The 21,924-nt window shown below is 33.5% G+C and carries 24 protein-coding genes and 1 pseudogene; 15 read left to right on the forward strand and 10 right to left on the reverse strand.

Translation table 11 applies throughout. The features are described from left to right. Positions 1 to 14 precede the first annotated feature (14 nt). Positions 15 to 1,304 (forward strand): IS21 family transposase, encoded by a 1,290-nt coding sequence (istA, locus tag NSQ92_RS14445; RefSeq protein WP_061801336.1) that lies wholly within the window; start codon positions 15 to 17, stop codon positions 1,302 to 1,304. Beyond that, complete coding sequence (gene istB / locus NSQ92_RS14450) at positions 1,304 to 2,062, forward strand: IS21-like element helper ATPase IstB (protein ID WP_061801337.1); 759 nt, start codon at positions 1,304 to 1,306, stop codon at positions 2,060 to 2,062. Before istA ends, istB begins: the two co-directional genes overlap by 1 nt. Positions 2,063 to 2,110: 48 nt before the next feature. Here the strand turns inward: istB and NSQ92_RS14455 are convergent, their stop codons facing one another. The 5 genes from NSQ92_RS14455 to NSQ92_RS14475 form a co-directional block, all read right to left on the reverse strand. Further along, the gene (locus NSQ92_RS14455) at positions 2,111 to 2,341 is read right to left on the reverse strand and encodes a hypothetical protein (protein WP_341152894.1); all 231 of its coding nucleotides are present in this window, start codon (positions 2,339 to 2,341) and stop codon (positions 2,111 to 2,113) included. A gap of 53 nt (positions 2,342 to 2,394) precedes the next feature. Then, positions 2,395 to 2,898 (reverse strand): DUF1064 domain-containing protein, encoded by a 504-nt coding sequence (locus NSQ92_RS14460; protein WP_095259023.1) that lies wholly within the window; start codon positions 2,896 to 2,898, stop codon positions 2,395 to 2,397. A 22-nt stretch (positions 2,899 to 2,920) separates the two neighbouring features. Continuing rightward, on the reverse strand, positions 2,921 to 3,079 hold the full coding sequence (locus NSQ92_RS14465) for a hypothetical protein (protein ID WP_186325710.1): 159 nt from the start codon (positions 3,077 to 3,079) through the stop codon (positions 2,921 to 2,923). A gap of 44 nt (positions 3,080 to 3,123) precedes the next feature. Next, positions 3,124 to 3,603, reverse strand: coding sequence for a DnaD domain protein (locus NSQ92_RS14470; protein WP_186325711.1), 480 nt, complete (start codon positions 3,601 to 3,603; stop codon positions 3,124 to 3,126). Positions 3,604 to 3,872: 269 nt separating this feature from the next. Continuing rightward, positions 3,873 to 4,751, reverse strand: a complete 879-nt coding sequence (locus NSQ92_RS14475; protein ID WP_095259024.1) for a recombinase RecT — start codon at positions 4,749 to 4,751, stop codon at positions 3,873 to 3,875. 665 nt (positions 4,752 to 5,416) lie between these two features. Between NSQ92_RS14475 and NSQ92_RS14480 the strand changes: the two genes are divergently transcribed. The 7 genes from NSQ92_RS14480 to NSQ92_RS14510 all read left to right on the forward strand — a co-directional run bounded on the left by NSQ92_RS14480 (position 5,417) and on the right by NSQ92_RS14510 (position 11,681). Continuing rightward, the gene (locus NSQ92_RS14480) at positions 5,417 to 5,830 is read left to right on the forward strand and encodes a helix-turn-helix domain-containing protein (RefSeq protein WP_095259026.1); all 414 of its coding nucleotides are present in this window, start codon (positions 5,417 to 5,419) and stop codon (positions 5,828 to 5,830) included. Positions 5,831 to 5,996: 166 nt separating this feature from the next. Further along, a complete protein-coding gene (locus NSQ92_RS14485; protein WP_095259027.1) occupies positions 5,997 to 6,575 on the forward strand; it encodes an ImmA/IrrE family metallo-endopeptidase in 579 nt (192 codons plus the stop codon). Between the two features lie 75 nt (positions 6,576 to 6,650). Next, complete coding sequence (locus NSQ92_RS14490) at positions 6,651 to 7,451, forward strand: hypothetical protein (RefSeq protein ID WP_095259028.1); 801 nt, start codon at positions 6,651 to 6,653, stop codon at positions 7,449 to 7,451. A gap of 170 nt (positions 7,452 to 7,621) precedes the next feature. After that, positions 7,622 to 9,472: a DUF4365 domain-containing protein gene (locus NSQ92_RS14495; RefSeq protein WP_095259029.1), complete on the forward strand. Its 1,851-nt coding sequence runs from the start codon at positions 7,622 to 7,624 to the stop codon at positions 9,470 to 9,472. A 103-nt stretch (positions 9,473 to 9,575) separates the two neighbouring features. Then, positions 9,576 to 10,691 carry a hypothetical protein gene (locus NSQ92_RS14500; RefSeq protein WP_144547389.1) on the forward strand — a complete coding sequence of 372 codons (1,116 nt, stop codon included), beginning with the start codon at positions 9,576 to 9,578 and terminating at the stop codon, positions 10,689 to 10,691. Next, a complete protein-coding gene (locus tag NSQ92_RS14505; RefSeq protein WP_095259031.1) occupies positions 10,636 to 11,007 on the forward strand; it encodes a hypothetical protein in 372 nt (123 codons plus the stop codon). Before NSQ92_RS14500 ends, NSQ92_RS14505 begins: the two co-directional genes overlap by 56 nt. Next, entirely contained in the window at positions 11,004 to 11,681 is a 678-nt protein-coding gene (locus NSQ92_RS14510) for an acetylglutamate semialdehyde dehydrogenase (protein ID WP_095259032.1), read from the forward strand. Before NSQ92_RS14505 ends, NSQ92_RS14510 begins: the two co-directional genes overlap by 4 nt. 123 nt (positions 11,682 to 11,804) lie before the next feature. On the opposite strand, the pseudogene NSQ92_RS14515 reads toward NSQ92_RS14510, so the two are convergent. Continuing rightward, positions 11,805 to 13,343: pseudogene (locus NSQ92_RS14515) on the reverse strand (IS1182 family transposase); the annotation flags it as partial. A 53-nt stretch (positions 13,344 to 13,396) separates the two neighbouring features. Between NSQ92_RS14515 and NSQ92_RS14520 the strand changes: the two are divergent. Then, positions 13,397 to 13,822, forward strand: a complete 426-nt coding sequence (locus NSQ92_RS14520) for a hypothetical protein (RefSeq protein WP_222125425.1) — start codon at positions 13,397 to 13,399, stop codon at positions 13,820 to 13,822. A 549-nt stretch (positions 13,823 to 14,371) separates the two neighbouring features. On the opposite strand, the gene NSQ92_RS14525 is transcribed toward NSQ92_RS14520, so the two are convergent. Next, a complete protein-coding gene (locus NSQ92_RS14525) occupies positions 14,372 to 15,175 on the reverse strand; it encodes a helix-turn-helix transcriptional regulator (protein ID WP_144547263.1) in 804 nt (267 codons plus the stop codon). 133 nt (positions 15,176 to 15,308) lie between these two features. On the opposite strand from NSQ92_RS14525, the gene NSQ92_RS14530 reads away from it, so the two are divergent. Genes NSQ92_RS14530 through NSQ92_RS14540 form a run of 3 tightly spaced genes read left to right on the forward strand, consistent with a single transcriptional unit; the run spans position 15,309 to position 18,388 of the window. Next, on the forward strand, positions 15,309 to 16,469 hold the full coding sequence (locus NSQ92_RS14530; protein WP_095322342.1) for a Gfo/Idh/MocA family protein: 1,161 nt from the start codon (positions 15,309 to 15,311) through the stop codon (positions 16,467 to 16,469). Between the two features lie 26 nt (positions 16,470 to 16,495). Continuing rightward, entirely contained in the window at positions 16,496 to 17,233 is a 738-nt protein-coding gene (locus tag NSQ92_RS14535; protein WP_047944042.1) for a ThuA domain-containing protein, read from the forward strand. A gap of 51 nt (positions 17,234 to 17,284) precedes the next feature. Continuing rightward, complete coding sequence (locus NSQ92_RS14540; protein WP_047944043.1) at positions 17,285 to 18,388, forward strand: Gfo/Idh/MocA family protein; 1,104 nt, start codon at positions 17,285 to 17,287, stop codon at positions 18,386 to 18,388. Between the two features lie 126 nt (positions 18,389 to 18,514). Here the strand turns inward: NSQ92_RS14540 and NSQ92_RS14545 are convergent, their stop codons facing one another. After that, complete coding sequence (locus NSQ92_RS14545; RefSeq protein ID WP_047944044.1) at positions 18,515 to 19,303, reverse strand: MerR family transcriptional regulator; 789 nt, start codon at positions 19,301 to 19,303, stop codon at positions 18,515 to 18,517. Between the two features lie 474 nt (positions 19,304 to 19,777). Between NSQ92_RS14545 and NSQ92_RS14550 the strand changes: the two genes are divergently transcribed. Then, on the forward strand, positions 19,778 to 20,032 hold the full coding sequence (locus NSQ92_RS14550) for a hypothetical protein (protein WP_144547261.1): 255 nt from the start codon (positions 19,778 to 19,780) through the stop codon (positions 20,030 to 20,032). 267 nt (positions 20,033 to 20,299) lie between these two features. Continuing rightward, the gene (locus tag NSQ92_RS14555; RefSeq protein WP_047944046.1) at positions 20,300 to 20,899 is read left to right on the forward strand and encodes a GNAT family N-acetyltransferase; all 600 of its coding nucleotides are present in this window, start codon (positions 20,300 to 20,302) and stop codon (positions 20,897 to 20,899) included. Positions 20,900 to 21,049: 150 nt separating this feature from the next. On the opposite strand, the gene NSQ92_RS14560 is transcribed toward NSQ92_RS14555, so the two are convergent. Beyond that, positions 21,050 to 21,250 (reverse strand): hypothetical protein, encoded by a 201-nt coding sequence (locus tag NSQ92_RS14560; protein ID WP_321198384.1) that lies wholly within the window; start codon positions 21,248 to 21,250, stop codon positions 21,050 to 21,052. Between the two features lie 352 nt (positions 21,251 to 21,602). Beyond that, positions 21,603 to 21,809: a hypothetical protein gene (locus tag NSQ92_RS14565; RefSeq protein ID WP_047944047.1), complete on the reverse strand. Its 207-nt coding sequence runs from the start codon at positions 21,807 to 21,809 to the stop codon at positions 21,603 to 21,605. Positions 21,810 to 21,924: the final 115 nt, after the last annotated feature.

The following is a 21,924-nucleotide window of genomic DNA, read 5'->3' on the forward strand; positions in this document are numbered from 1 at the left end:
TGAGGTGACTAGTCATGTATATATCATTAAATGTCGATGTTAATTTTGAGATTAATAGTCTTTCAGACTTACCAAAATTCAAACAAATAATGGAGCATATGAAAATGAAAATTAATAAGAGTAAATTGGCTGAAGAACTTGGAGTAGATCGACGAACAGTTGAGAAATATCTAAATGGTTTTGTCCCCAAGAGGACAAGAAAAAAGTCCTCAAAAATTGATGAATATTATGAAGTGATCGCTGCTCTTTTATCTGAGGATTCTAAACAGGTGTTTTATTATCGGCGGGTGCTTTGGCAGTACTTAAAGGATAATCACGGTTTAGACTGTGGTGCTTCGACCTTTCGAGCCTATATCGCTCGAATACCTGAATTTAATGCTTACTTTGTGGAGGACAAACGTATTGCTTCTCCGAAGGGGACGGTTCGCTATGAAACTCCGCCAGGTAAACAAGCTCAATTAGATTGGAAGGAAAATATTCAATATGAAACAAAAGATGGCGAGCAGGTCGAGATCAATGTAGCTGCGCTTATTCTATCTACTTCAAGATTGCGAGTATTCCACTTGAGTATTTCCAAGTCACAAAGTACGCTGTTTTCCTTTCTAACAGAAGCTTTTGAAACGTTTGGCGGTGTTCCTGAGGAACTCCTTACGGATAATATGAAAACAGTGATGGATGAAGCAAGAACGGAACATTATCCGGGTAAAGTGAATGCAAAGTTTGAGCAATTCGCAAAAGACTTTGGCTTTAAAGTGAAAGCCTGTATCGCTGGCAGACCAAGGACAAAGGGAAAAGTCGAAACGACAATGAAATTGTTAGACGAAATTCATGCCTATCAAGGACAATTCTCTTTAGAGGAACTGCATCAATTTATACAAGAGTTAGCCAACAGAGTGAATCACCAGATTCACCAAGGGACAGGAAGAATACCAATGATTGAATATAAAAAAGAAAGGAACCACTTACTCCAGCTACCAACTGATAAAGTAAGAGATTCCTATCGCATTAAGCACACACAAGTAAAAGTCAATGCATCCAACATGATCTCCTACAAATCAAACCAGTATTCCGTACCACCAGAATATCAAGGAAAGAAAGTAGGTTTACAAGTGTATGATAACAACTTATGGATTTATTATAACATGAAACTTATTGCACAGCATCCAATCAGCAAAGCGAAGCTAAATTATCAGGAAGCACATTATAAAGCAGGTTTGGCTGTTTCAGCCCCTTACTATAACTATCCGGAAATCGATGATTTGGCAAAGAAAAATCTAGCAACGATTGGAGAAGTGTATAAATAATGAATCTATCCACTAATTATCAACAATTATTAAGAAACCTAGAGTATCTAAAGCTGAAGCAAATGACTCTACATTTAAATGAAGTAATTGATTTCGGAGTCCAGAACCAGCTGTCATTTATTGATACGTTAATCAAGTTAACCAACTATGAAATTGATGTGCGAGAACAAAATATGACGCAGTCGATGGTAAAGGTGGCTGCATTTCCACATATGAAAGAAATAAAAGATTTTGATTTCACTTTCCAAACCTCAGTCAATCAGCAACAGATTCAAGATTTTCTAACCTTTCGCTTTATTGAAGAGAACGAGAATATTGTTTTCTTAGGACCAAGTGGTGTTGGCAAAACACACTTGGCCACCGCCATAGGGATTGCGGCAGCAAAGAAAAGAACAAGTACCTATTTCATTAAATGCCATGATTTAATTCAGAATTTAAGACGAGCACGATTGGAGAACCGCTTAGAAACTCGTCTAAAACATTATACAAAATATAAACTATTAATCATTGATGAGATTGGTTATTTGCCAATTGATCAAGAAGATGCGAAATTATTTTTCCAACTGATTGACATGCGATATGAAAAGCGCAGTACGATCTTAACAACGAACGTAAACTTTAAGGCATGGGATGAAGTATTTCAGGAGCCTAAGCTGGCAAATGCCATCTTAGATCGCATCTTACACCATGCGAAGGTTGTGACAATGGTGGGAAATTCCTATCGTTTAAAGGATCATTTAGTGCAAGAAAACGAGTGATTTTGTACATCCTTAAACGAGCGAAAATGTACATATTTGTGTTGACATTTATACCAAGCGTGGTCCTTTCGGTTCTCCTGGCCACTCTTCTTTAAGCTTTTTTATGATTTGAAAACACCTTGATTGATAACAGCCCTTATGCGCTTTACTATCTGGGAATATTGATACATAAAAGTAGTTAGGACCATTAGGAAATAAAAAGTATGTTTGGCCCTCTACTAGTACTGTTGTATTGGCGGTATCCACGCATATTCCTTGGATCATTTCACTTGTATTCATAACTTTTACCTCTTGGATATAGCACCCCATGTTTCTTGCTATACGGATTTTCCTTACGTACTTCTTGTTTGCCTAATCCTTCCTCGTATACTGTTAGGACTTGTAATATTTCGCGATCGAGACTGGCTGCTTTTGTTACTACGACTCTTCTTGCCACTAACAGCACCCTTTCTTAGTTTTTTTAGTTTATCTAGCTCAATAAAGCCCAATGATTCCTCATAAGCCAGCACCTTTAGTGGAATATCGAACTTGTATTCATAAATCTTTTTCTTAAGCAAAAACTCTTTTGTTTCTGCTCCTTTGATGTCGATTACTTCCACGGATCCATCCAAGTTATGAATCTCAAAATCTGCTACACATTCAATCTTCCGTACTTTCGTTCCATCTGGTTTGATATATGCTTCCTGAAGAAGGAATCTAGGTTGGCATTTAAAAGACTTGATTTGTTTTGCTTGTAATAACCATTTAAGCTGTATGTAATACGTCGCTTCTGCTTGGCTGTCAAAGGTTATTCCATCAACCACAGTCTTTTTATTACTGTACTTACTTTTAGCCATTTGATTACTCCTTTCAGGTCCTCTATAACGCTTTTATTCGCTCTTCTAATTCTCGTTTCCGTTTTAAAAACTCAGCAACCTCTAATGTTTTTTCTTCAGGTGCGTTATTTTTGCCAATCCAATCTGGTACTATTTCTTTGCGAATGGGAGCGCGCTGATTGGTTTGTTTCTTCTGGCGCATAGCTTCAAAATCGTGTTGTTCTTTTTGAACAGCTGCAACCGTTCTTATTCCCTTTTAGACCAGCTGTTTAAGATAGACCTGGCATAAGGGTACTTGGCCCCAATCTCAGATGCTTTCCTGAATGCTAAGCACACAACTTCTTCTTGAAGACCATCTTGGTCTATGAAACTATTTATCTCTTGAATCTGAATAGGTGAAGGTTGTCCACTAAAACAGATCATGTATTCACCAAAATAATTGGAACGCTTAGTAGCAGCAGATGTATTTGTTTCGTTTGGTTTAGTTTCTTTTCTTTTATTTAATGCGGAACTATCCGCGGAATTATTTTCCGTAGAGAAGAAGGAAACAACTCTATAAATAGGAGCCTTCCCTCCCTTTCTGGAAGTAAATTCAATTCTGTTTTTTTGCTTCAGTTCATTTCTTACTTTTCGAAGGGTACGATCAGTTAAACCTGTCTTAACGCATAACACCGATTCTGCCACCGTAAATGTTTCTGCCCATCCAGCCTTATTATTTATGTGCATCAACGCATACTATAAATTAATTGCTGATGGCGACAGTTTATTTATTTCCAGCCAATCATAGAATGCATTAAGCTCCTTTATGTAGTTCATGTTGTTTACCCCCTCCTATCTCCTATAACATATCGCAAAACCATCTCTAACAGATTTCACAACATATTCTGGATAATGTCGCATATACAGTAGGACAAATATCTTTAAATGGTCCCTATCCTGCGCTTCTTTAAACAGTCTTTCTGGCAAGAGCACACGATAAGGAACTTTATTACCTATCATTTAAAATCAATACTTCCTTGATCAAAACTAGGCTTTTCTTCTTTTGATTCATTATCTACTTCATAATCAATAATGTTTTCATTATCATTTATTGTTGGTTCATCTACTTCATCGGTAATATCCTTTAATTCACGTTCTTCATTTTCGTCTTCTGAAACAGCCTTCTGCATTTCAACAGAAAGAATTCCCCATTTACTTAGCATATTTCTCACTACCGTTTTCATGGCCATTGCATCATAATCAGACTTCCATACGTTATTCATAGCCTTCTTATCCTTCATCTTATTGTGCTTAATACGATGAGCTTCTACTTCATCTCTTGTCCAATAGACTGTCTTTTCAAAACCGTTTGTTAGTTTAAAAAAACCGCAATAACCAATTACCTTTTCACTAGCCTTTCCGTCTAGGTCTAGCTTCAGTTCCTCCGTAATTCTGTTCCAACTCTTTAACTCACCTTCATATATAGGACTAACGTTAATATTCTTATATTGACCTGTTCTAAGGGCCAATTGGATATAGCCTTTGTATCCTAATTGAAACTGTGCTGCTTTCACTCCTTTTTTTGAGTCGTAGAAAGGAACAATCCATGCATAACCGAGGTTCTTGTCCACTGGTAAGTCTAATGATGCAGCAACCATTGCACTTGAGATAATAGACATTGGTTCTGCAGCTTGAAGCCCTGGATCTCCGTTATATAAGTTGAGAATGGAAGCCATAAACTGTGGTGCTTTTTTTGAAAGAACTTGTTCAAATTTCTTTTGCATGGTCGGTGTATTTAGTAACGATTTTAACCCTAAATTTTGTACTGATACTTGCTGTGGTGTTCCACTTTGTTTATTCGCTAACTGGTTCTTTAGCGCTTGGTTAGTAGCCATTATTTAGCCTCCTTCACTGCAAATTTACGAAAGGAAGAAGGTTTCAACACGTTCTCATAAACTTCTGGATACTTTTCTTTAAGTGTCTTAGTATCCACTCTGTTTTGAACTTGATTCATCCAAGAAACTATGAAGTTACTTTCACTTTGGTACCATCTTTCTTTACTAACGTTTAACAAACTAGAGTAATTTTCCACTTCCTTTATTGCAATTTGGCTTAAAGATTGAGAGTATCTCCAATTAGAACAGGAAATGTTTCACTTTCTATCCCGAGTTAGATTCATGTTTCTTTACACTGCAATCGGTATCAAAAAAAAGAACCCAATCAAATTCAATAATTGTTGCTATTTCCTTTGCTACTTTTACACTCGGTCATCTAACACCTAATTAGATTTGAGAATAGTAAAGTCTCTTGATATTTGCTTTTATATTGCAACTTCTTCTTAAGTAAGATTCGCATTATTTCTTTTTTCAAGAAGCCATTTTCTAGCTTCCATCCTCTCAACTCCTTTACGTTTTATAGCGTTTCGCCACTTTATATTTTTATAATTAAGTAGCTATTTGCTACATCTAAGTGTTTTTTGTACTTTTTCGCAACAATTATTTTTTGTAGCTATTTGCTACAGTATAATCATTTTTATAAGAACTGAAATGGAGATAAAAATATGTTAGGTGATAGATTAAAAGTTCTACGTGCTAGTCGCAAATTAACACAAGAAGAATTAGCAGAAAAAATCGGTGTTACCCGAGGAACTTATGCACATTATGAAATTAATAAAAGACAACCAGATTACGATACACTAGTAAAAATTGCTAAATTTTTTGATGTATCTACAGACTATCTTATTTCAGGACATAACAATATAACCATCTCAGGTCAGCAGATTAACCTTAGTGAAGAAGAATATAAAATTTTCGAAGAACTGAAGAAGCACCCTATCCTTTTCCATGACCTTGCTAAAGATCCAGAAAAGAAAATAAAAGAACTCATCAGATTACAGAAAGCTAGAGATATGTTTCTAAAAGAAGATGATGATGAGAAAAAGGGATATGGATTTGGAGAACTAGATAATGAATAACACGATTACTTGTAATCGTGTATATTTTTAACATCTATATGGTAATTAAGCACTAATTTTGGATTTATAGGAAACAGGTCTATATACTCGTCTTTTCAAAATAATCCTTCAACTTCCTTCCAAAATTAATTTTAACTATGAAAACATCTACTTTAGGAGTTAGACAATGCAACAAATCAAGACAAACACAGATAGATGGGAGAAAAAAGCAAATATAGTCCTTTCACATTTTAACTACCTACAACCAGATGAAATTGATATGTACGATATTTGCTGGCGGTATAGAGTCAAAATCAAACCATTAGACATTAACTTCTTTGACCCTAATTTTGATTATGAGTCTATCAAACATCTAAAATCCTACGCTATTCCTGACTCTGTGGGTAGACGCGGCACTATCTTCATTCAGCCAGAGCTTGACCCTATTGAAAAAAGACTTCTTCTTGCAGAAGAATTTTGTCATTGCTATTCCCACTATTCTTCACAGCTATTAACTGATGAGTATATTCGCAACAAACAAGAACACCAGGCTAAAAGGATGGCGGCCTATCTGCTAATGCCGAATAAATTCTTAAAAGAACTATACAAAACCGCCATCAACGAGCCAATCCTTATTTCTGACATTGCAGATCACTTCCTTGTGACAGAGGAATTTGCACACTATCGGTTAGAGTTGATTTATAAACATAAGGTAGATGGGTTTGTTCAGATTAAGGAGCGATTGTGGAGTTTAGAGATGTTTTAAACTTTTATGAGACTAATACCATTTGGCTTGGTGCCTTTTGCAAATTAAATAATACCACACGAAAGGAAAAAAAGCATGAGTAGTGAAATACAAACCATTATAGAGTTGTTTCAGAATTCAAAAAACAATTCGCTATATTTCGTAGCAAGTTCAATTCTTGTAGTTCTTATTATTATTACTTTGATAAAACAAATTTTTAATTACCTCTCTTTGAGTGAATTTGATACCTTGTTTCTCTCAAAGAAAGAAAGTGACAGTTTTAAAATAATAAAAAACATAATTGTATATCTAATCTTTAGTATCTCATTCCTATTTGTTTCTTTTTTATTCACTTTATCCCTGTCTGAATTTACAAACGATAAAACAATGATTTTTAATATTAAAATACCTAAGGTTCTTGGTATTAGTTTCTCTGCTTTATTTCTAACTTCTATTCCATTATTAACATACAATTTTTCTGCTTCATTTCTTAATCATGATAATCAATTCAGAAAATTCATGGAGAAATATAAGAATCGACTATTCATTAGAACATTTTTATATTTAAATATTTCATTGGCTATAATCTTTGAAACAATTTTATTATTTTTATTATTAAACTATACGTCACCATTTGAGGTTAAAATAATAATTATTTTTCTTCCTCTATTATTTATATTTTTTTATTCGCCTTTCTCTAATCTTAAAACGATGCAAAATAGATATGAAATTATACTCATAAATGAAGAAGAGTTTAAATCTGAAAATTTATTAGTAAATTATGCTCTAGATAATGATCGTATGATATTTAAAAGCCAAGACACTTCAAATAAGGACATCTATATGTACGACAGGTCAACAGATAGATTTATGTTATTCAAAAAAATTGATAGTTAATGTATGTATTATTTGGAATCTATCACATTATTAAAAAATTTGAAATAGAGAACGTAGACTAACAATAATATTTATGAGGGTTCAGATTAAGGAACGATTGTGGAGTTTAGAGATGTTGAGATAAGTTATTCCATAAAAAAATGTATTTTTTGATTATAAGGAGAAATTTGATGAGCAAGAGAGTAAAGAAAAAACAGGTTACAAGAAAAACAAATGCTGTTAGTACAACTATTATTGAACATCTGGCTTGTTTAGAAATCAATAAATTGATTTTACAACCCCCATTTCATCTAATTAGCAATATTCAATGGAATGATAAAAGTATTTCTTTTGATGGTGATATTGAGGTTTATCAAAATCAAAATATTGAAAAGTCCAATTTTATTAACAGAGTTCCAGTACAAGTTAAAGGTACAACTATTCAAAAAACAGTAATTCTTAAGGATAAAATTAGCCACCAAGTGAACAAGAAAGATTTAGAAGTATATTACAAGGACGGTAAAGGAGTTTTATACTTTGTCGTTACAATCAATCCATTAACCTATGCTAGACAAGCATATTATAAGTTATTAGCTCCTTTAGAATTAAAGAGTTTGATATCTCAATTAAATTTAAATTCTAATAATTCAATTGCGTTACATTTTAAGTTATTAAAAACGGGCTCGCTTGAAGAACTCTGTAAATCATTTTTAGATGTTGTTGAAAAGCAGCCAAAACACTATATTGAAATGTCAAGTGATAGAGAGTACACACATTATAAAATAGATTTTGTTGATATAAAGGGAGATTCTTTCAATTTATTTGATGAAACTGCTTTTATTTATGGTTTGACAAACGAAAATATCCAAATACCGGTCAAAGCAGCTACTATAGATCAAATTAACGTGTTTCATCAAGAGGCAGTAAATATTGACTCTACTGACATTTATTTTAATTATTATATTACCGCTACAAACAAAAATTATATTATAAAAATCGAAGAAACACTAACTTTTGAGTTAGACCTACAAAAGAAAACTGGTAAGTTACATTTAGAAAGATTAAAAACATTAGGCTCTTATTTAAAGTGTTTAAAACTATTAAGATATTATTTAGAACATGATAACCTCCCTTTTAAAATAATAACCATAGATATCAAATTAGATAATAAAGATCAATTTAATAACATTGATGAGGAAATTGACTCATATATAGAACTGATAGAAGTATGTAAGCAAATTGGTATCAATGAAGACTATATCTTTAACAAAGAGGAAAACTTACCATTACTCTTTAATTCAATAATTAATATATTTAAAAATGAAAACTATGAATCGTTGAAAATACAAAATGGAAAATTAGAAGATTCGAATATTATTAATATCAATTTATCAAATTATATTAGACTTAAATTCTGGAACGTTAATAACAAATTGATTAATTTCTATAGTGAAGAGATATTAACAACTATAGGTGGACTAGTACCTAAAAGTGATTATCAAGAAAAACCTACTAAAAACTTATCCGATAACGAGACCTGGGATGATTATTACTATCATGTTAGTATTTATTCTTCAACTCCAATTAGTGATTCAATCAAGGATACCAATTTTGATTTCGAAATAGTTAAAAAATCTTTTTCTGAAAAGTATCATGATATACAAGCCGGACTTACCATCAATACTTCGTTAGATTTTCTGGAATATTACGATATATCTCATGATGAAAGATTCTTAGAACTTTCTTTTGAACTAAACAAACGATATCTTAATAAATTCCCAGAAAGTGATATTGCAAAGATAAATATTTTCCTAGTAAAACTTAAGAAAGGTCAGACCCTGACAAAAGAAGAAAAACATACGATTCTAGAAATACAAGAGAGCGCAGAAATAAATAAGGAACGAAATATAATATTTGCATGTGAAACCTTACTAGGAAATAAGCTTAAAGCAGAAAAAATATTTTCATCCTTAGATAAAAAATCCAAGGATGAAATGATGCAATACCCCATCTATCACTTTTATCAATCGTTAGAAGATTAATATACAGGAACTAAGAGCTTTAGACAATGTTGCTAAATTTTAGTGATAAGAAATGACCTGAGTTGCTTGTAATCTTAAATACTATAATAAGGGAGAGTTCAGTTTGGTATCATACAATAATTTATTAAAAACAACAATTGAAATGACATACCCTAAATATTTACAAGATAAGTTTAAAAAAATCTTAGAAGGTAAAAGCATAATATCTTCAACGGATAACTTGTTCACTTTAACCGATACTGCAGCCAAAGTTTCAGACAGCGACACTTTACTTCATCAGTTACTAGATGCATTAGAAAAGCAACCAGATGCAACTATTGCAGCTTTAGAAGATATGGAGTATTTTAACCCTTATAAGTATGCAACTTTATTTACTTATGAGAATTATAATGATGAAATTTTGGATAAAATGATTGATAATCAATTAGTAATTAGATATGATGAAAAACAGTGTGATGTTTGTTGTGATATCACAAATTCTGGACTAACAATAAAACCAACTTATAGAAAAATTTCCGAAGATATTGACTGTCTTAAGTTTAATATAGAACTTAAAGGTTTTATTCCATTAACTGAAAATGGTACTAGGTTGATTAAATATCCCATATTAGCATTGATTCACAAAAATTTAAATACTGTTGAAATAAGATTAGATAAAGTTAAAGGACTTTTCAAAAACAATGACGAATATTTTTATACTAAGCAAATGAGTTACGTTAGAGACTGGATAGTACAGTACTTAAAATTAGAAATTGAAGCAGTAAATTTACCACCTGTAATTGAATTTCTTATCCCTAAGCTAAATGAAAATGATCAAAATGTTGTTAAGGTAGCAGCTCAGGCAATGAATTTGGCAAAGGGATCAAAAGCAATCTTAGATACAGGAATCAGTGATGAATTTGTTTTACCTTTATTAGGAGAATTAAAAAATTTAATAAAGGATAATGTGGATTTATTTAAATCCAATGATAAAACAATGGAAATAAATGAGCTCTTAGAAAATTTCATTTTGGAAACAGAAGAAAGTGCTTCTCTGCCATGGATCTCTCTAGCTTGGACTCACGAAAAAAAATCAAAGGCTGTCAAAGTGAAGTTTTCCTTCAATTCAGAGTTTACTTTGCTCCAATACTATGGTAATAACGCCGAAATGGAGAGAATGAATAATGTTACCAAATACCTTATCGACAATCAAAACGAATATCTTAGACAAGAAGCTTAATGAAAAAAAATCTGAGAAGTTAATAGAAATTCTAAAACGTTTTGAACCTAAGCGAAACAGATATATTTATCCAGGATTAATAATTAGAAAACTAGGAATCAGCACCAAGGAAACATACAACATTCTTAATGAAATTGAAAAATTAAATTACATTGAAAAGGTTTATGAAGTGTTTTGCCCGAATTGCAAACAATCGACAGGTGAAATTTATACTAGTTTAAATGATATACCTGATGAAACTTTTTGTGAAGAGTGTAATTATGATTTTAAAACTCTTGAAGGGGTAATTCTTATTTACAGAGTGATTGCGGAATGATGTCTCCAATGGGACCTAACCTTAAAGAACTATTTTTAGCGCTTTTAGATAGTGAGCAGCAAACAGCTTTAGGATTCTTGGCTTTTAGTAAGGATGAAAGAGAAAAATATATTGAACTTTTAGATGAATTAAAAAAAACAAATGGTTCGGATGCTTCTACTACTGTTAAGGGTAAATCTTTAGAGAATATTGTTAAATATGTAATTGATAAATCTACTGTTTTTGAAACCTACTTAAATGTACACACAAGCTCTAATGAGGTTGATATTCTAGCTAGATTAAATTCAAAAGGATATTTTTTTAAACAAAATGGTCTACTCGAATTACCCGATAGTTTCATATCTGAATGTAAAAATCACCATTCAAAAGTTGGAGTAACTTATGTGGGTAAGTTTTATTCCTTAATGACTTATACTGATAATGATATAGGTATTTTATTCAGCTATCATGGATTAACGGGAATGGGTTGGAATGATGGAATAGGTCTAACCAAGAAATTTTTTCTTTCAGATAAAAATACTAAAATAATTGAGTTTAAACTAGAAGATTTTGAACAATTAGCCAAACCAGGAAATAGTTTCATTGAAATAATAAATAATAAAATATTTAACCTTAAGAACGATACTTCAATTCATGATTTTGTAAAAGTTCACCCTGCTCAAGATTTTATTTAAAAGAAGTAAAAAGAAGAGGGTGGGACATAACTAGCCTCTAATAAAAAGAAAGGTGAATTTGAGTCCACTCAAATTCACCTTTCTCTATTTTTTCGTGTTAATTCTTCTATTATCTTAGTTAATGGCAGTGAATTTTCTTAAATTCACTGCCATTAACGCGAGGCCCATTTCGTTTTCCACCTTCGATTTTCCTCGTACAGAAAATCGAGTGAAACGCAAATTAGCCTTCAAGAATCCAAAAACTGGTTCCACATCGGTTTTGCGTTTTCGATAGATGGCACTCGTTTTCTCTTCTGAAAGCTTCGCTCTCACATATTCTTTTTGCTGTTCCCATTTTTTGTTCACCATTAGTTTTCGATTGTTTCCTTCTTTTGCCTTGGTACATGATGAGCGGAATGGGCATCCTGAACAGTCTTCGCACTCGTAGATTTTGAAACTCCTTTGGAAACCTGTAGCGTCCGTTCGGACAGAATGATATTGAAATTCTAAACGTTTCTGATTAGGGCATATATATGTATCGGTTTCTTGATCATATTCCCAGTTATCAGGATTAAATGTATTTTGTTTGTACTTTTTCTTTTGTTCCTTCAAAAACATGTTATATGTTATCAGTGCTTCTCGGTTTCTGTTTGAGAGAATATCACTAAAGTTTTGTTCACTACCATAACCTGCATCTGCAACAATATGTTTCGGTAACTCGAAATAATGTTGCTCTATCTCATCTAAAAATGGAATTAACGTACGTGTATCTGTTGGGTTTGGAAATAAACTATAAGCAAGCGCATATTGACCTTCCGTTGCGATTTGTACATTGTAACCAGCTTTCAATTGCCCGTTTTTCATATAATCATCTTTCATTCGCATAAATGTCGCATCTAGATCTGTTTTAGAATAGCTATTACGTGGTCCAAAGATTTTAAGATCCTGTTGGTACTTCCGTTTTCTCAAGACAAAATCAATCAACTGTTTACGCACTTGTTTCGGGTATTTTCGTTCAGTAACATCTGAAGACGCTTCCATTTGTTTATCATATTCGGTCACTACTTCTTCTACTTTTTGAACCATTTGAGTGAGCTCTCCAAATGATAGCTGTTCATCACTTTCCCGTTCAATTTGGGGTATGATTTCGTTCTCAAGCAACTCATTGTACAACTGGTTTGACTTATCGATTAAACTCTGATGAAATTTCTCAATCGCTTTCTTCCAGACAAACGTAAATTTATTCGCATTCGCTTCAATCTTTGTACCATCGATAAATATCGCTTCTTGATCGATCAGTTTTTCTTCAATCAATTGGCAGCGAAATTGGATAAAACATTGACGGATTAAATCTTTTACTTCTGGTTGAACACGAAATCGGTTAATTGTACGATAGCTTGGTTCATACCCTTGAGCTAACCACATCATACGGATACTGTCTTTTAATAGGGCCTCCATTTTACGCCCCGAAAAGACAGATTGAGTGTAGGCACATAGAATAATTTTAAGCATCATGCGTGGATGATAGGCAGGACAACCTTCATTTCGAAGAAATGGTTCAAACGCTTCTTGAGGGATACTTTCCACTAAATGATGGACATGGAAGGCAATATCATTATTTTGTAACTTTACTTCTAAATCTAAAGGTAAAACGATTTGATTCATGGTATAATCTTTAAACATAAGGACACTTCTTTCTGATTAGATTTTGTGTGGTAACTTAATTTTATCAGAAGTTGTCCTTATTTTTTATTGTAAATAAGCAAAACGGTGAAATTTTACTTGTCGTAAAATTTCACCGTTTTTTTCGTCTTAGAGGAGGGTTTTGTCCCAGCCTCAAGTTTTTATTAACGGAATCGCTTGATTATATAATCTTAGACTTTCCATTTTCTTATAAACATAGTCAAGTAAGTAAATTCATTGATTTCTCCATATTTATTGATACTCCATTAGACATTGCATTGGCACGGAGAGTAACTAGAGATTTTTGCAATAGCCCAACTGAGGATATTTTATCGGAGATGAAAAATTACACTTCTAGAGGTAGGCGTGGTTATCTAAATATGCTTGAAACAATTAAACCTGATGCAGACTTTGTTATTGATGGTACATTACAAGCAGCAGAAGTAATAAATGTTATACTGGATAATTTAAAAAATTAATCTCCTATCTTATCAGTAAAATTATTTGCAGCATTACATGTAAAGTAACCAGGTTCGTTGATTCAAGATGGATTAACGCAATTTGGATATATATAAGTCTTCTGGGGAAGAATAGCGAAAATGGTTATCTATATGAAATTTATAATACTTGTTATTTTATAAGAGGTGTTTAAATGAAAGACAACAAAAGGACAGCCATACTTATTCTCTCTGTTATAATTATCGTTGTAATTGGTTCAAATATTTTAAAGTAATAGATTAAATAATAGAAGAACTGAGCTGCCATAAGTTCTATGCAAAGGAAATAAACTTAGTGGATGCCGCGAGCTTCTTTTTTATTGTCCTTTATTCCCTTCTATATAGCCGAATGGAAAGACTATTCTTCCTCTTCATCAACTGTTTAAAAATAAGACTGTCCGCAAAAATGGACAGTCTTATTCTTTTCCAAGTTCATTTATACTTAAGCAGTTCCAAAACTCCTTGCGGTGGATACAAAAATTGGGTGCATACAAACTAAAAGTCTCATTTTCCAAAACCTTGATTTAGAAATCAGATAGTAAGAAAAGGATCCAAATCACTAAACGGCCGAGGGTGCCTTTCTCGATACTCCTTTGGTGTACATTGTTTTATCTTTAGAAAGTTTCGATTGAATGAACGTATACTTTCATAACCACATAAAAAAGCTATCTCCGAGATATTTTTCTCTGAATAAATTAAAAGATAGGATGCATGATTCACTCTTGTTCCGTTTAAAAAATCAACAAAAGACATATTAACATTGTTGTTGAAATATTTCGATAAGTAATTATAATTGTACCCCAAGTTACTAGCGATATTTTTTAAAGAAATGGCTTCGGTAAAATGATTCTGGATGTAAGTTAATAATTTATGTAATAAATCTTGATCTTGCTTTTCTCCTTGAATTAAGCTTGTTTGTTCCATTAGCTCAGATAATAACAGATAAAGAGATGCTTTTTGTTCAAGAAGATTTGCATTATCGTTAAAAAGCGCCTTAGTGAACAGGGTATTGGCTGCCAATGATAGGTTAAAAATCGGATTTTTCAGGGAACTATTTTCTATCATCTTATAAAAAGTGGGGACATATTCAGGCGAAAAGACACAAATATTAGCACGAGAATGAGATTTTGTAACAAATGAATGAATTTCATAAGGCAATATTAATAAAAATTGTCCAGCCCTCACATGATAATTTTTTTGACTAATAATAACTTCCATTTCTCCCTCAAGGAGGAATAATACTTCAAAGCAACGGTGCAGATGACTTGGAAAGTTTAAATCAACCGTTTGATAGTTTGCTATTAAATTAAAATGGTGTGCTTCATATATTAACATACGAAAAAACCATCCTTTAGTGAATACTAAATTTTGTCTAGGATTATATAAGTTTTTACTTGTTGTGTCAAACCTATTGATGATAGATTTATTGTTAACATCGTTATTTTATTATATGAAAAGGAGACACGCTATGGAAAAACTTCGAATTGGAATGGTCGGCTATAAATTTATGGGTAAAGCACACAGTCATGCTTATCGGGATCTTCCACTCTTTTTCCCAAATACTGTTCATCCTGAAATGAAGGTTATTTGTGGGCGGGATCAAAATGGTGTGACAGTTGCAGCCAAACAATTTGGCTGGGAGGAATATACAACCGACTGGAAGATCCTCCTAGAACGAGATGACATTGATTTAATCGATATAAACGCACCTAGTAATGTACATAAAGAAATTACCATTGCCGCTGCTAAGGCCGGCAAGCATGTTTTTTGCGAAAAACCGTTAGCGCTTACATTGGAAGACTCACGTGAAATGCTTGATTTAGTGGAATCTGCTGGTATCAAACATATGGTTGGATTTAACTATCGCTTTGCCCCTGCTGTTATGCTCGCTAAGAAACTTATAGAAGAAGGACGTCTTGGAGAGATCTATCATTTCCGTGCTTGGTTTTTACAGGATTGGCTTGTAGATCCCAATTTCCCTCTAGCATGGAGACTTCAAAAGGAAATTGCTGGTTCCGGTTCTCATGGGGATCTTGGAGCGCATCTCATAGATCTGTCTCACTATTTAATCGGAGATATTACAGAAGTTATCGGTATGAATGAGACCTTTATAAAAGAACGGCCAATTCCTTCACAGATGATGGGCTTATCAGCAAAAGGTAGTGATAGTGATAAAAAAGCTGAAGTGACTGTAGATGACGCGACACTATTTTTGGCTCGTTTTGCGAACGGTGCTTTAGGAAGCTTTGAAGCTACCCGTTTTGCTACAGGGCATCGCTGTACAAATTCTTTTGAAATCAACGGAAGTAAAGGAAGCGTTATCTTCGATTTTGAACGGATGAATGAGCTACAAGTGTATTTCACAGATGATAAGGAGGATGTGCAAGGATTTCGCCGTGTATTAGCAACTGACCCTTCGCACGCCTTTGCTGAAAATTGGTGGCCGCCAGGGCATACGATTGGCTATGAGCATACATTTATTCACGAGATGGTTGAACTTATGGAATCCTTCCGGCAAGATCGACAGCCTGTTCCGAACTTCCGTGATGGTGTAAAGTGCCAGGAAGTCTTAGAAGCCGTTGATTTATCCATTCAAAATCGTCAATGGATACGAATTTCTGACGTTTAAAAAAAGTTAAGGGAGTTGCTTATACTATGAAAAAAAATGCATTAATCGTTTGGGGTGGCTGGGATGGTCATCAGCCTGAACAGATAGCAGAAATTTTTAAAAGAATCCTCGAAGAAGAGAACTTCCAAGTAGAAGTATCTAATTCATTAGACTCCTACGCAGACAAAGAAAAATTAAAAGGGTTAGATCTAATTGTTCCCCACTGGACAATGGGAGAAATTGAAAAAAAGTATATCTTAAATATTTCTGAAGCAGTAGCTTCTGGTGTTGGTCTAGCTGGATGCCATGGTGGAATGTGTGATTCCTTTCGTAATAATGTTGACTGGCAATTTATGACTGGCGGTAATTGGGTTGCCCATCCTGGAAATGATGGCGTAGAGTACATGGTCAATATAAAACATACTTCTAGTCCACTATTAGAGGGGCTCTCGGATTTTAAAGTTACTAGTGAGCAATATTATCTTCATTACGATCCTGCCGTTGAAGTGCTCGCTACCACCCGCTTCCCGGTTATTCATGGACCACACTCTGCCAATAAAGCAGTAGATATGCCTGTAGTTTGGACCAAACGCTGGGGCTTGGGAAATGTGTTTTATAATTCATTAGGGCATCAAGCTAATATCGTTGCTATGCCAGAAGTTTCACTCATTATGCGCCGCGGATTTCTATGGGCCTCTGAAGGAAAAAAACGTATTGAAAATGTAGACACGGCTTCTAGTTATGAAAACGTACGTAACTATACAGGTATGGGGGACAGTCAATAAGGAAGGATACAGCAAATATTATAAGAAACATAATGAAGCGGAGGATTTCTTATGAGAAAACTTAAAATTGGCATCATTGGTTGTGGAAATATCAGTTCCATTTATATGGAAAACTGCCCGAAGCTTCCTTATCTCGAGCTTGTGGCTTGTGCAGATTTAGATACAGAGCGTGCCCGTTCTCAAGCCGAAAAATTCGGTATACCATTGGCCTATTCCGTTGCAGAACTACTGTCGGATCCAGAGATAGAACTAGTGATAAACTTAACAATTCCTAAAGCGCATGCCTCCGTAAGCATCCAGGCATTAGAGGCCGGTAAACATGTCTATACAGAAAAGCCACTTGCTGTGACACGCGAGGAAGGACAACTAATTTTAGAAGCTGCTAAAAAGCATAATCTTCTCGTTGGTAGCGCGCCAGATACCTTCTTAGGTGCTGGTATTCAAACTGCTGTTAATCTGATTGAGCAAGGAGAAATAGGAGTACCAATTGGTGCATCTGCCTTTATGATTGGCCGTGGTCATGAGCATTGGCATCCAGACCCTGCCTTTTATTATGATACTGGCGGCGGTCCTATGTTTGATATGGGACCGTATTACTTAACAGCATTAGTGGCTCTATTAGGACCGATTAAACGAATTTCTGGTTCCACTCGCATTAGTTATCCAGAAAGAACGATACTTAGCACACCAAAAGCAGGCACAAAATTAAAAGTATCAATACCTACGCATATTTCAGGAGTGATTGATTTCGCTTCAGGTGTAATTGGAAGCATTACAACAAGCTTCGATGCCTTCGGCGGTACATCATTACCTCCTATTGAAGTCTATGGAAGTGAAGGTACATTACTTGTTCCTGACCCTAACACTTTCAGCGGTCCTGTGAAAATAAGAAAACGTGACGAAAAAGAATTTAAAGAAGTTCCTCTTACTTATGGATATACCCAAAATAATAGAGGTCTAGGCGTTGCTGACATGGCCAGAGCAATTATTGAAGGTGGAAAATATCGCGCAAATAGTGATTTAGCCTATCACGTTTTAGAAGCAATGTATGGATTCCATGATTCATCAGATAATGGTCAGCATTATCTGATGAAAAGTACATGCGACCGCCCAAAATCCTTGCCCTTAGAGGGAAAGGAAGAGGAATTCGATTAAAAACACGAGCAAAATAAAAATATCTTCCCCTGTACTTCGAGCTTTTATCGAAGTACAGGGTTAAAATTAAAGACTAAACAATAAATTGCCTTTATCTCCTTGCTGGAGAAAATTTGATGAACGTAATCAATTACTATTATCTTGCCGATTAAGATATACCTTACTGCGAATCAATTCATCCATAGCCTTTCCTATAAACATCTCTTCTTCTTTGTTAAAAGCACTAGGAAATAAGTAAGGATTTGGCTCCTCAAAAGAACCTTCATTATTTTCGAGCTGTTTTCTCGCTACATCATCTAATAGTGGTTCTACTTTAGGTTTCATAACAGATATCATCTCTTCGATGTGTGCAAGAACGTTAGTATCATTAGGTGCCTTTCCTTCTTGAATAAATCGTTTCATTTTACCAGTCCATGTGGCCATTTCCTTTTCTAATTCAAGTTGCACCGTATGCGAGTGTAGCTTATTATGCACCGAATCGGACGAATGTTCACTAATCCAACGATTTCGAGCCTCCTCATTTTTCAAAGCATGAATGAGTACAAGCAACGAATCGTGATTGATGGGTTCGGGTCCGGAAACGATACTTTGAACGCGGGTAATGGCTTGTAAAACCGTTTCAATCTGTTTTCGCTTTTCTTCCAGCATCTGTGCCTGATTGACCAGTGTCATTGCTAAATTTTGCTCCGGTTGCTTAAGATATTCTGAAATTTCTCCAAGTGACAAATCCAAAAACTTTAGTATTAATATTTTTTGAAGCTGAGCGATGGAATTGTTGTTATAGATTCGATGTCCATGTTCTGTGTATCCAGAAGGTTTCAATAGCTCCATCTGATCATAGTGACGCAGTGTTCGTTCAGTGACTCCAGTTAGCTTTGCAAATTCTCCAATAGAGTAATTTTTCTCCATTGACATTTGTTATCACTCCCTTTCATATTGAACTTTAACACTTGACGTTACGTCAAAAGCAAGGGCTTTTTTAATTTTAATTTTATTATTAGGAAAATTTAAATTAATGATTGTCTGTTTATTACCAAATCTGATACATTAGCTGCCAGTAATTACAACATCCAACTAGTTTTTTTATAATACATTGCAACTTTTTTCGAATTTATCATTATTCTTGTTTTTTTTCATTAAAAATAGTTAACATACCTTGTCGTCCCCCTAACATCATTTCTTTTAACTTAGGCTTAAATTCTAATGCATGAGACACAGCATTAATTTCTGGTAATAAGACTAATCACCATGACCAACCAATGATTTCAGTTTACTTTAAAATAATAAAAAACATAATAAAAAAGATACCAAATAGTAAATCTTCTAATTGCCAAACTTCACCAAATCACTTACAATAAAAGGTATAAATGACCATATTTGGAGGTATTTATGAAAACAAAACAATTTACAATAGGTTATAATTGGGTTGTAACAATCCACGAAGAGTATTCCTTATTCAAAGATTTAGCCAATGAATATAAATATTCAATTGTTGACTCAGATAATGAAACAATTACTATCTTTACAGTTTCTAATTCTCATGTAGATTTTGAACACACATCTTATAATTTACATCCAGTAGTCGGTTTCGATGACCAACGTACCATTGAAATCAAACATAAACCTTATGAAGAAGAAGAATAAGGCACTACGCCTTATTTTTTTGTATTAAAATAGACCTCCTCAATTAAGGTAAGTTGTTCAGATAATGTGGAGAAAATGTTAAACCACATCAAAAACGCAATAGAAATATCTCTATAAATAAATGAGAAATTGCACATTAAATAACAGTTGAATTAACACTGTCAATTAAAAAGTAGCATTCGATTAAGAAAAGAATTATACTTTTTTCTTTATCTTGCGAAAATTTCATATATAATGTGAATATCAAAAAATGATAGAGGTGGTTTTATGGAGATTGAAAAAATATTCGGTAATTTACCTATATTAGAAACAGAACGTCTTATACTAAGAAAAGTAACTTTAGAAGATGTTGAGGATATGTATTACTATGGTACAAATGAAGATGTATCCAAATATGTTACTTGGAAAACGCATAAGACATTGTCTGATACGAGGGAATATATTGAATTTATACTAAGCCAGTACGAGAATAAGAAAATTGCTCCTTGGGGGATAGAGTATAAAGAAAACGGAAAGTTTATCGGAACTATTGATTTTGTTTCGTGGCAACTAAAACATAAAATTGCTGAAATCGGATATGTCATTTCTCAAGATTATTGGGGAAAGGGCATCGCACCAGAAGCTGCAAATGAAGTTATTAAATTTGGCTTTAACAATATGGATTTGGTTCGTATCCAAGCGAGGTGTGATGTAGAAAACATCGGTTCAGCACGAGTAATGGAAAAAGTAGGAATGACTTTTGAAGGAGTAATTAGAAAAGGTATTTTTGTGAAAGGAAAACATCAAGATATAAAAATGTACTCTATTTTAAAAGAAGAGCGCTCCTCTATTCATAAACCTAAAATAGAAAATGCAAATAGATTATAAGCAGCTTGAAATTTCAAACTGCTTATCTTATATATATAAATTATCAAATGAACAATTTGCATTTCGATATAATAATATGTTGTTTCTAAATCGTTGCAATTTAGCCAAGTTTTTGTCCTCCCATTGCATCATCTAATCCAATTTACCTTATCATTCTATTATTGTTCCGAATGCCATCAACCCATTTAAGAAACTCTTCATTTTTGAGAAGGTTTTAAAAAACATATCAACTACTTCACTCTCACTATATTCGTAGTATTCCGCATAATTCTTTACTATTTCTCTGACCTGTTCAGATATTAGCCAATCCACTTTATCAGCAATATTATTCTTAGGTTTGATGAATTGCACGATATTTTTCACGCCATTTAAAAGGTAGTCCAATTAGTATAGTAATTAACACCCATTTTTAACACCTCAATTTTCATAGTGGCAATAGCTATTGTCACTATGTTATTTAGTATGCGGTTTTCATTGCGATTTTATATACTTTTTACAAGAACATTGATAAAAACTACAAAAGGAAAAGACCAGATCACTATGCGATTGGGTCTTTAAATTGATATACTATTTTGAATGTATCACCACAAAAACTGAACTACTTACAATTAAGGTTATCTCCTTTTCATATACAATATTACTAATTCTGTCTCAAAATCCACTGCATCTACAACAATAATGCCAGTTAAAAGGAAAGCCTTCATTACTTTTGGATTAATTTTATTAAATGATGAGCAGAGATTGCGGATACCGGTATAACAATAAGCCCAATAATTATAATTGTAAATAAATCAGCTGTCGGACTTAATGGAATCCATCTATTGAACACATAACCTACTAACTTCACATACAATACAAAAAAAACTATCATTATAAAATAAAAAATTATCCTATCTTTATATCTGCTCATTTCCAATTCTCTCCTTTTTAATATTTTTCTATCCTCATATTAACTCTATGTATGAAATATTTCTTTAATTTTTGAATTAATAAAGAAAAAATGCTCCATTCCAAAGAAAAGACTG

This window comes from Niallia sp. FSL M8-0099 (assembly GCF_038006945.1).
GTDB classification, from domain to species: Bacteria; Bacillota; Bacilli; order Bacillales; family Cytobacillaceae; genus Niallia; species Niallia circulans.

What these genes read in the sequence shown, in the direction of transcription:
- istA (WP_061801336.1), top strand. Translation starts at nt 15, where the DNA reads ATGTATATATCATTAAATGTCGATGTTAATTTTGAGATTAATAGTCTT.
- istB (WP_061801337.1), top strand. Translation starts at nt 1,304, where the DNA reads ATGAATCTATCCACTAATTATCAACAATTATTAAGAAACCTAGAGTAT.
- NSQ92_RS14455 (WP_341152894.1), bottom strand. Translation starts at nt 2,341, where the DNA reads ATGAATACAAGTGAAATGATCCAAGGAATATGCGTGGATACCGCCAAT.
- NSQ92_RS14460 (WP_095259023.1), bottom strand. Translation starts at nt 2,898, where the DNA reads ATGGCTAAAAGTAAGTACAGTAATAAAAAGACTGTGGTTGATGGAATA.
- NSQ92_RS14465 (WP_186325710.1), bottom strand. Translation starts at nt 3,079, where the DNA reads ATGCGCCAGAAGAAACAAACCAATCAGCGCGCTCCCATTCGCAAAGAA.
- NSQ92_RS14470 (WP_186325711.1), bottom strand. Translation starts at nt 3,603, where the DNA reads ATGCACATAAATAATAAGGCTGGATGGGCAGAAACATTTACGGTGGCA.
- NSQ92_RS14475 (WP_095259024.1), bottom strand. Translation starts at nt 4,751, where the DNA reads ATGGCTACTAACCAAGCGCTAAAGAACCAGTTAGCGAATAAACAAAGT.
- NSQ92_RS14480 (WP_095259026.1), top strand. Translation starts at nt 5,417, where the DNA reads ATGTTAGGTGATAGATTAAAAGTTCTACGTGCTAGTCGCAAATTAACA.
- NSQ92_RS14485 (WP_095259027.1), top strand. Translation starts at nt 5,997, where the DNA reads ATGCAACAAATCAAGACAAACACAGATAGATGGGAGAAAAAAGCAAAT.
- NSQ92_RS14490 (WP_095259028.1), top strand. Translation starts at nt 6,651, where the DNA reads ATGAGTAGTGAAATACAAACCATTATAGAGTTGTTTCAGAATTCAAAA.
- NSQ92_RS14495 (WP_095259029.1), top strand. Translation starts at nt 7,622, where the DNA reads ATGAGCAAGAGAGTAAAGAAAAAACAGGTTACAAGAAAAACAAATGCT.
- NSQ92_RS14505 (WP_095259031.1), top strand. Translation starts at nt 10,636, where the DNA reads ATGTTACCAAATACCTTATCGACAATCAAAACGAATATCTTAGACAAG.
- NSQ92_RS14510 (WP_095259032.1), top strand. Translation starts at nt 11,004, where the DNA reads ATGATGTCTCCAATGGGACCTAACCTTAAAGAACTATTTTTAGCGCTT.
- NSQ92_RS14525 (WP_144547263.1), bottom strand. Translation starts at nt 15,175, where the DNA reads ATGTTAATATATGAAGCACACCATTTTAATTTAATAGCAAACTATCAA.
- NSQ92_RS14530 (WP_095322342.1), top strand. Translation starts at nt 15,309, where the DNA reads ATGGAAAAACTTCGAATTGGAATGGTCGGCTATAAATTTATGGGTAAA.
- NSQ92_RS14535 (WP_047944042.1), top strand. Translation starts at nt 16,496, where the DNA reads ATGAAAAAAAATGCATTAATCGTTTGGGGTGGCTGGGATGGTCATCAG.
- NSQ92_RS14540 (WP_047944043.1), top strand. Translation starts at nt 17,285, where the DNA reads ATGAGAAAACTTAAAATTGGCATCATTGGTTGTGGAAATATCAGTTCC.
- NSQ92_RS14545 (WP_047944044.1), bottom strand. Translation starts at nt 19,303, where the DNA reads ATGTCAATGGAGAAAAATTACTCTATTGGAGAATTTGCAAAGCTAACT.
- NSQ92_RS14550 (WP_144547261.1), top strand. Translation starts at nt 19,778, where the DNA reads ATGAAAACAAAACAATTTACAATAGGTTATAATTGGGTTGTAACAATC.
- NSQ92_RS14555 (WP_047944046.1), top strand. Translation starts at nt 20,300, where the DNA reads ATGGAGATTGAAAAAATATTCGGTAATTTACCTATATTAGAAACAGAA.
- NSQ92_RS14565 (WP_047944047.1), bottom strand. Translation starts at nt 21,809, where the DNA reads ATGAGCAGATATAAAGATAGGATAATTTTTTATTTTATAATGATAGTT.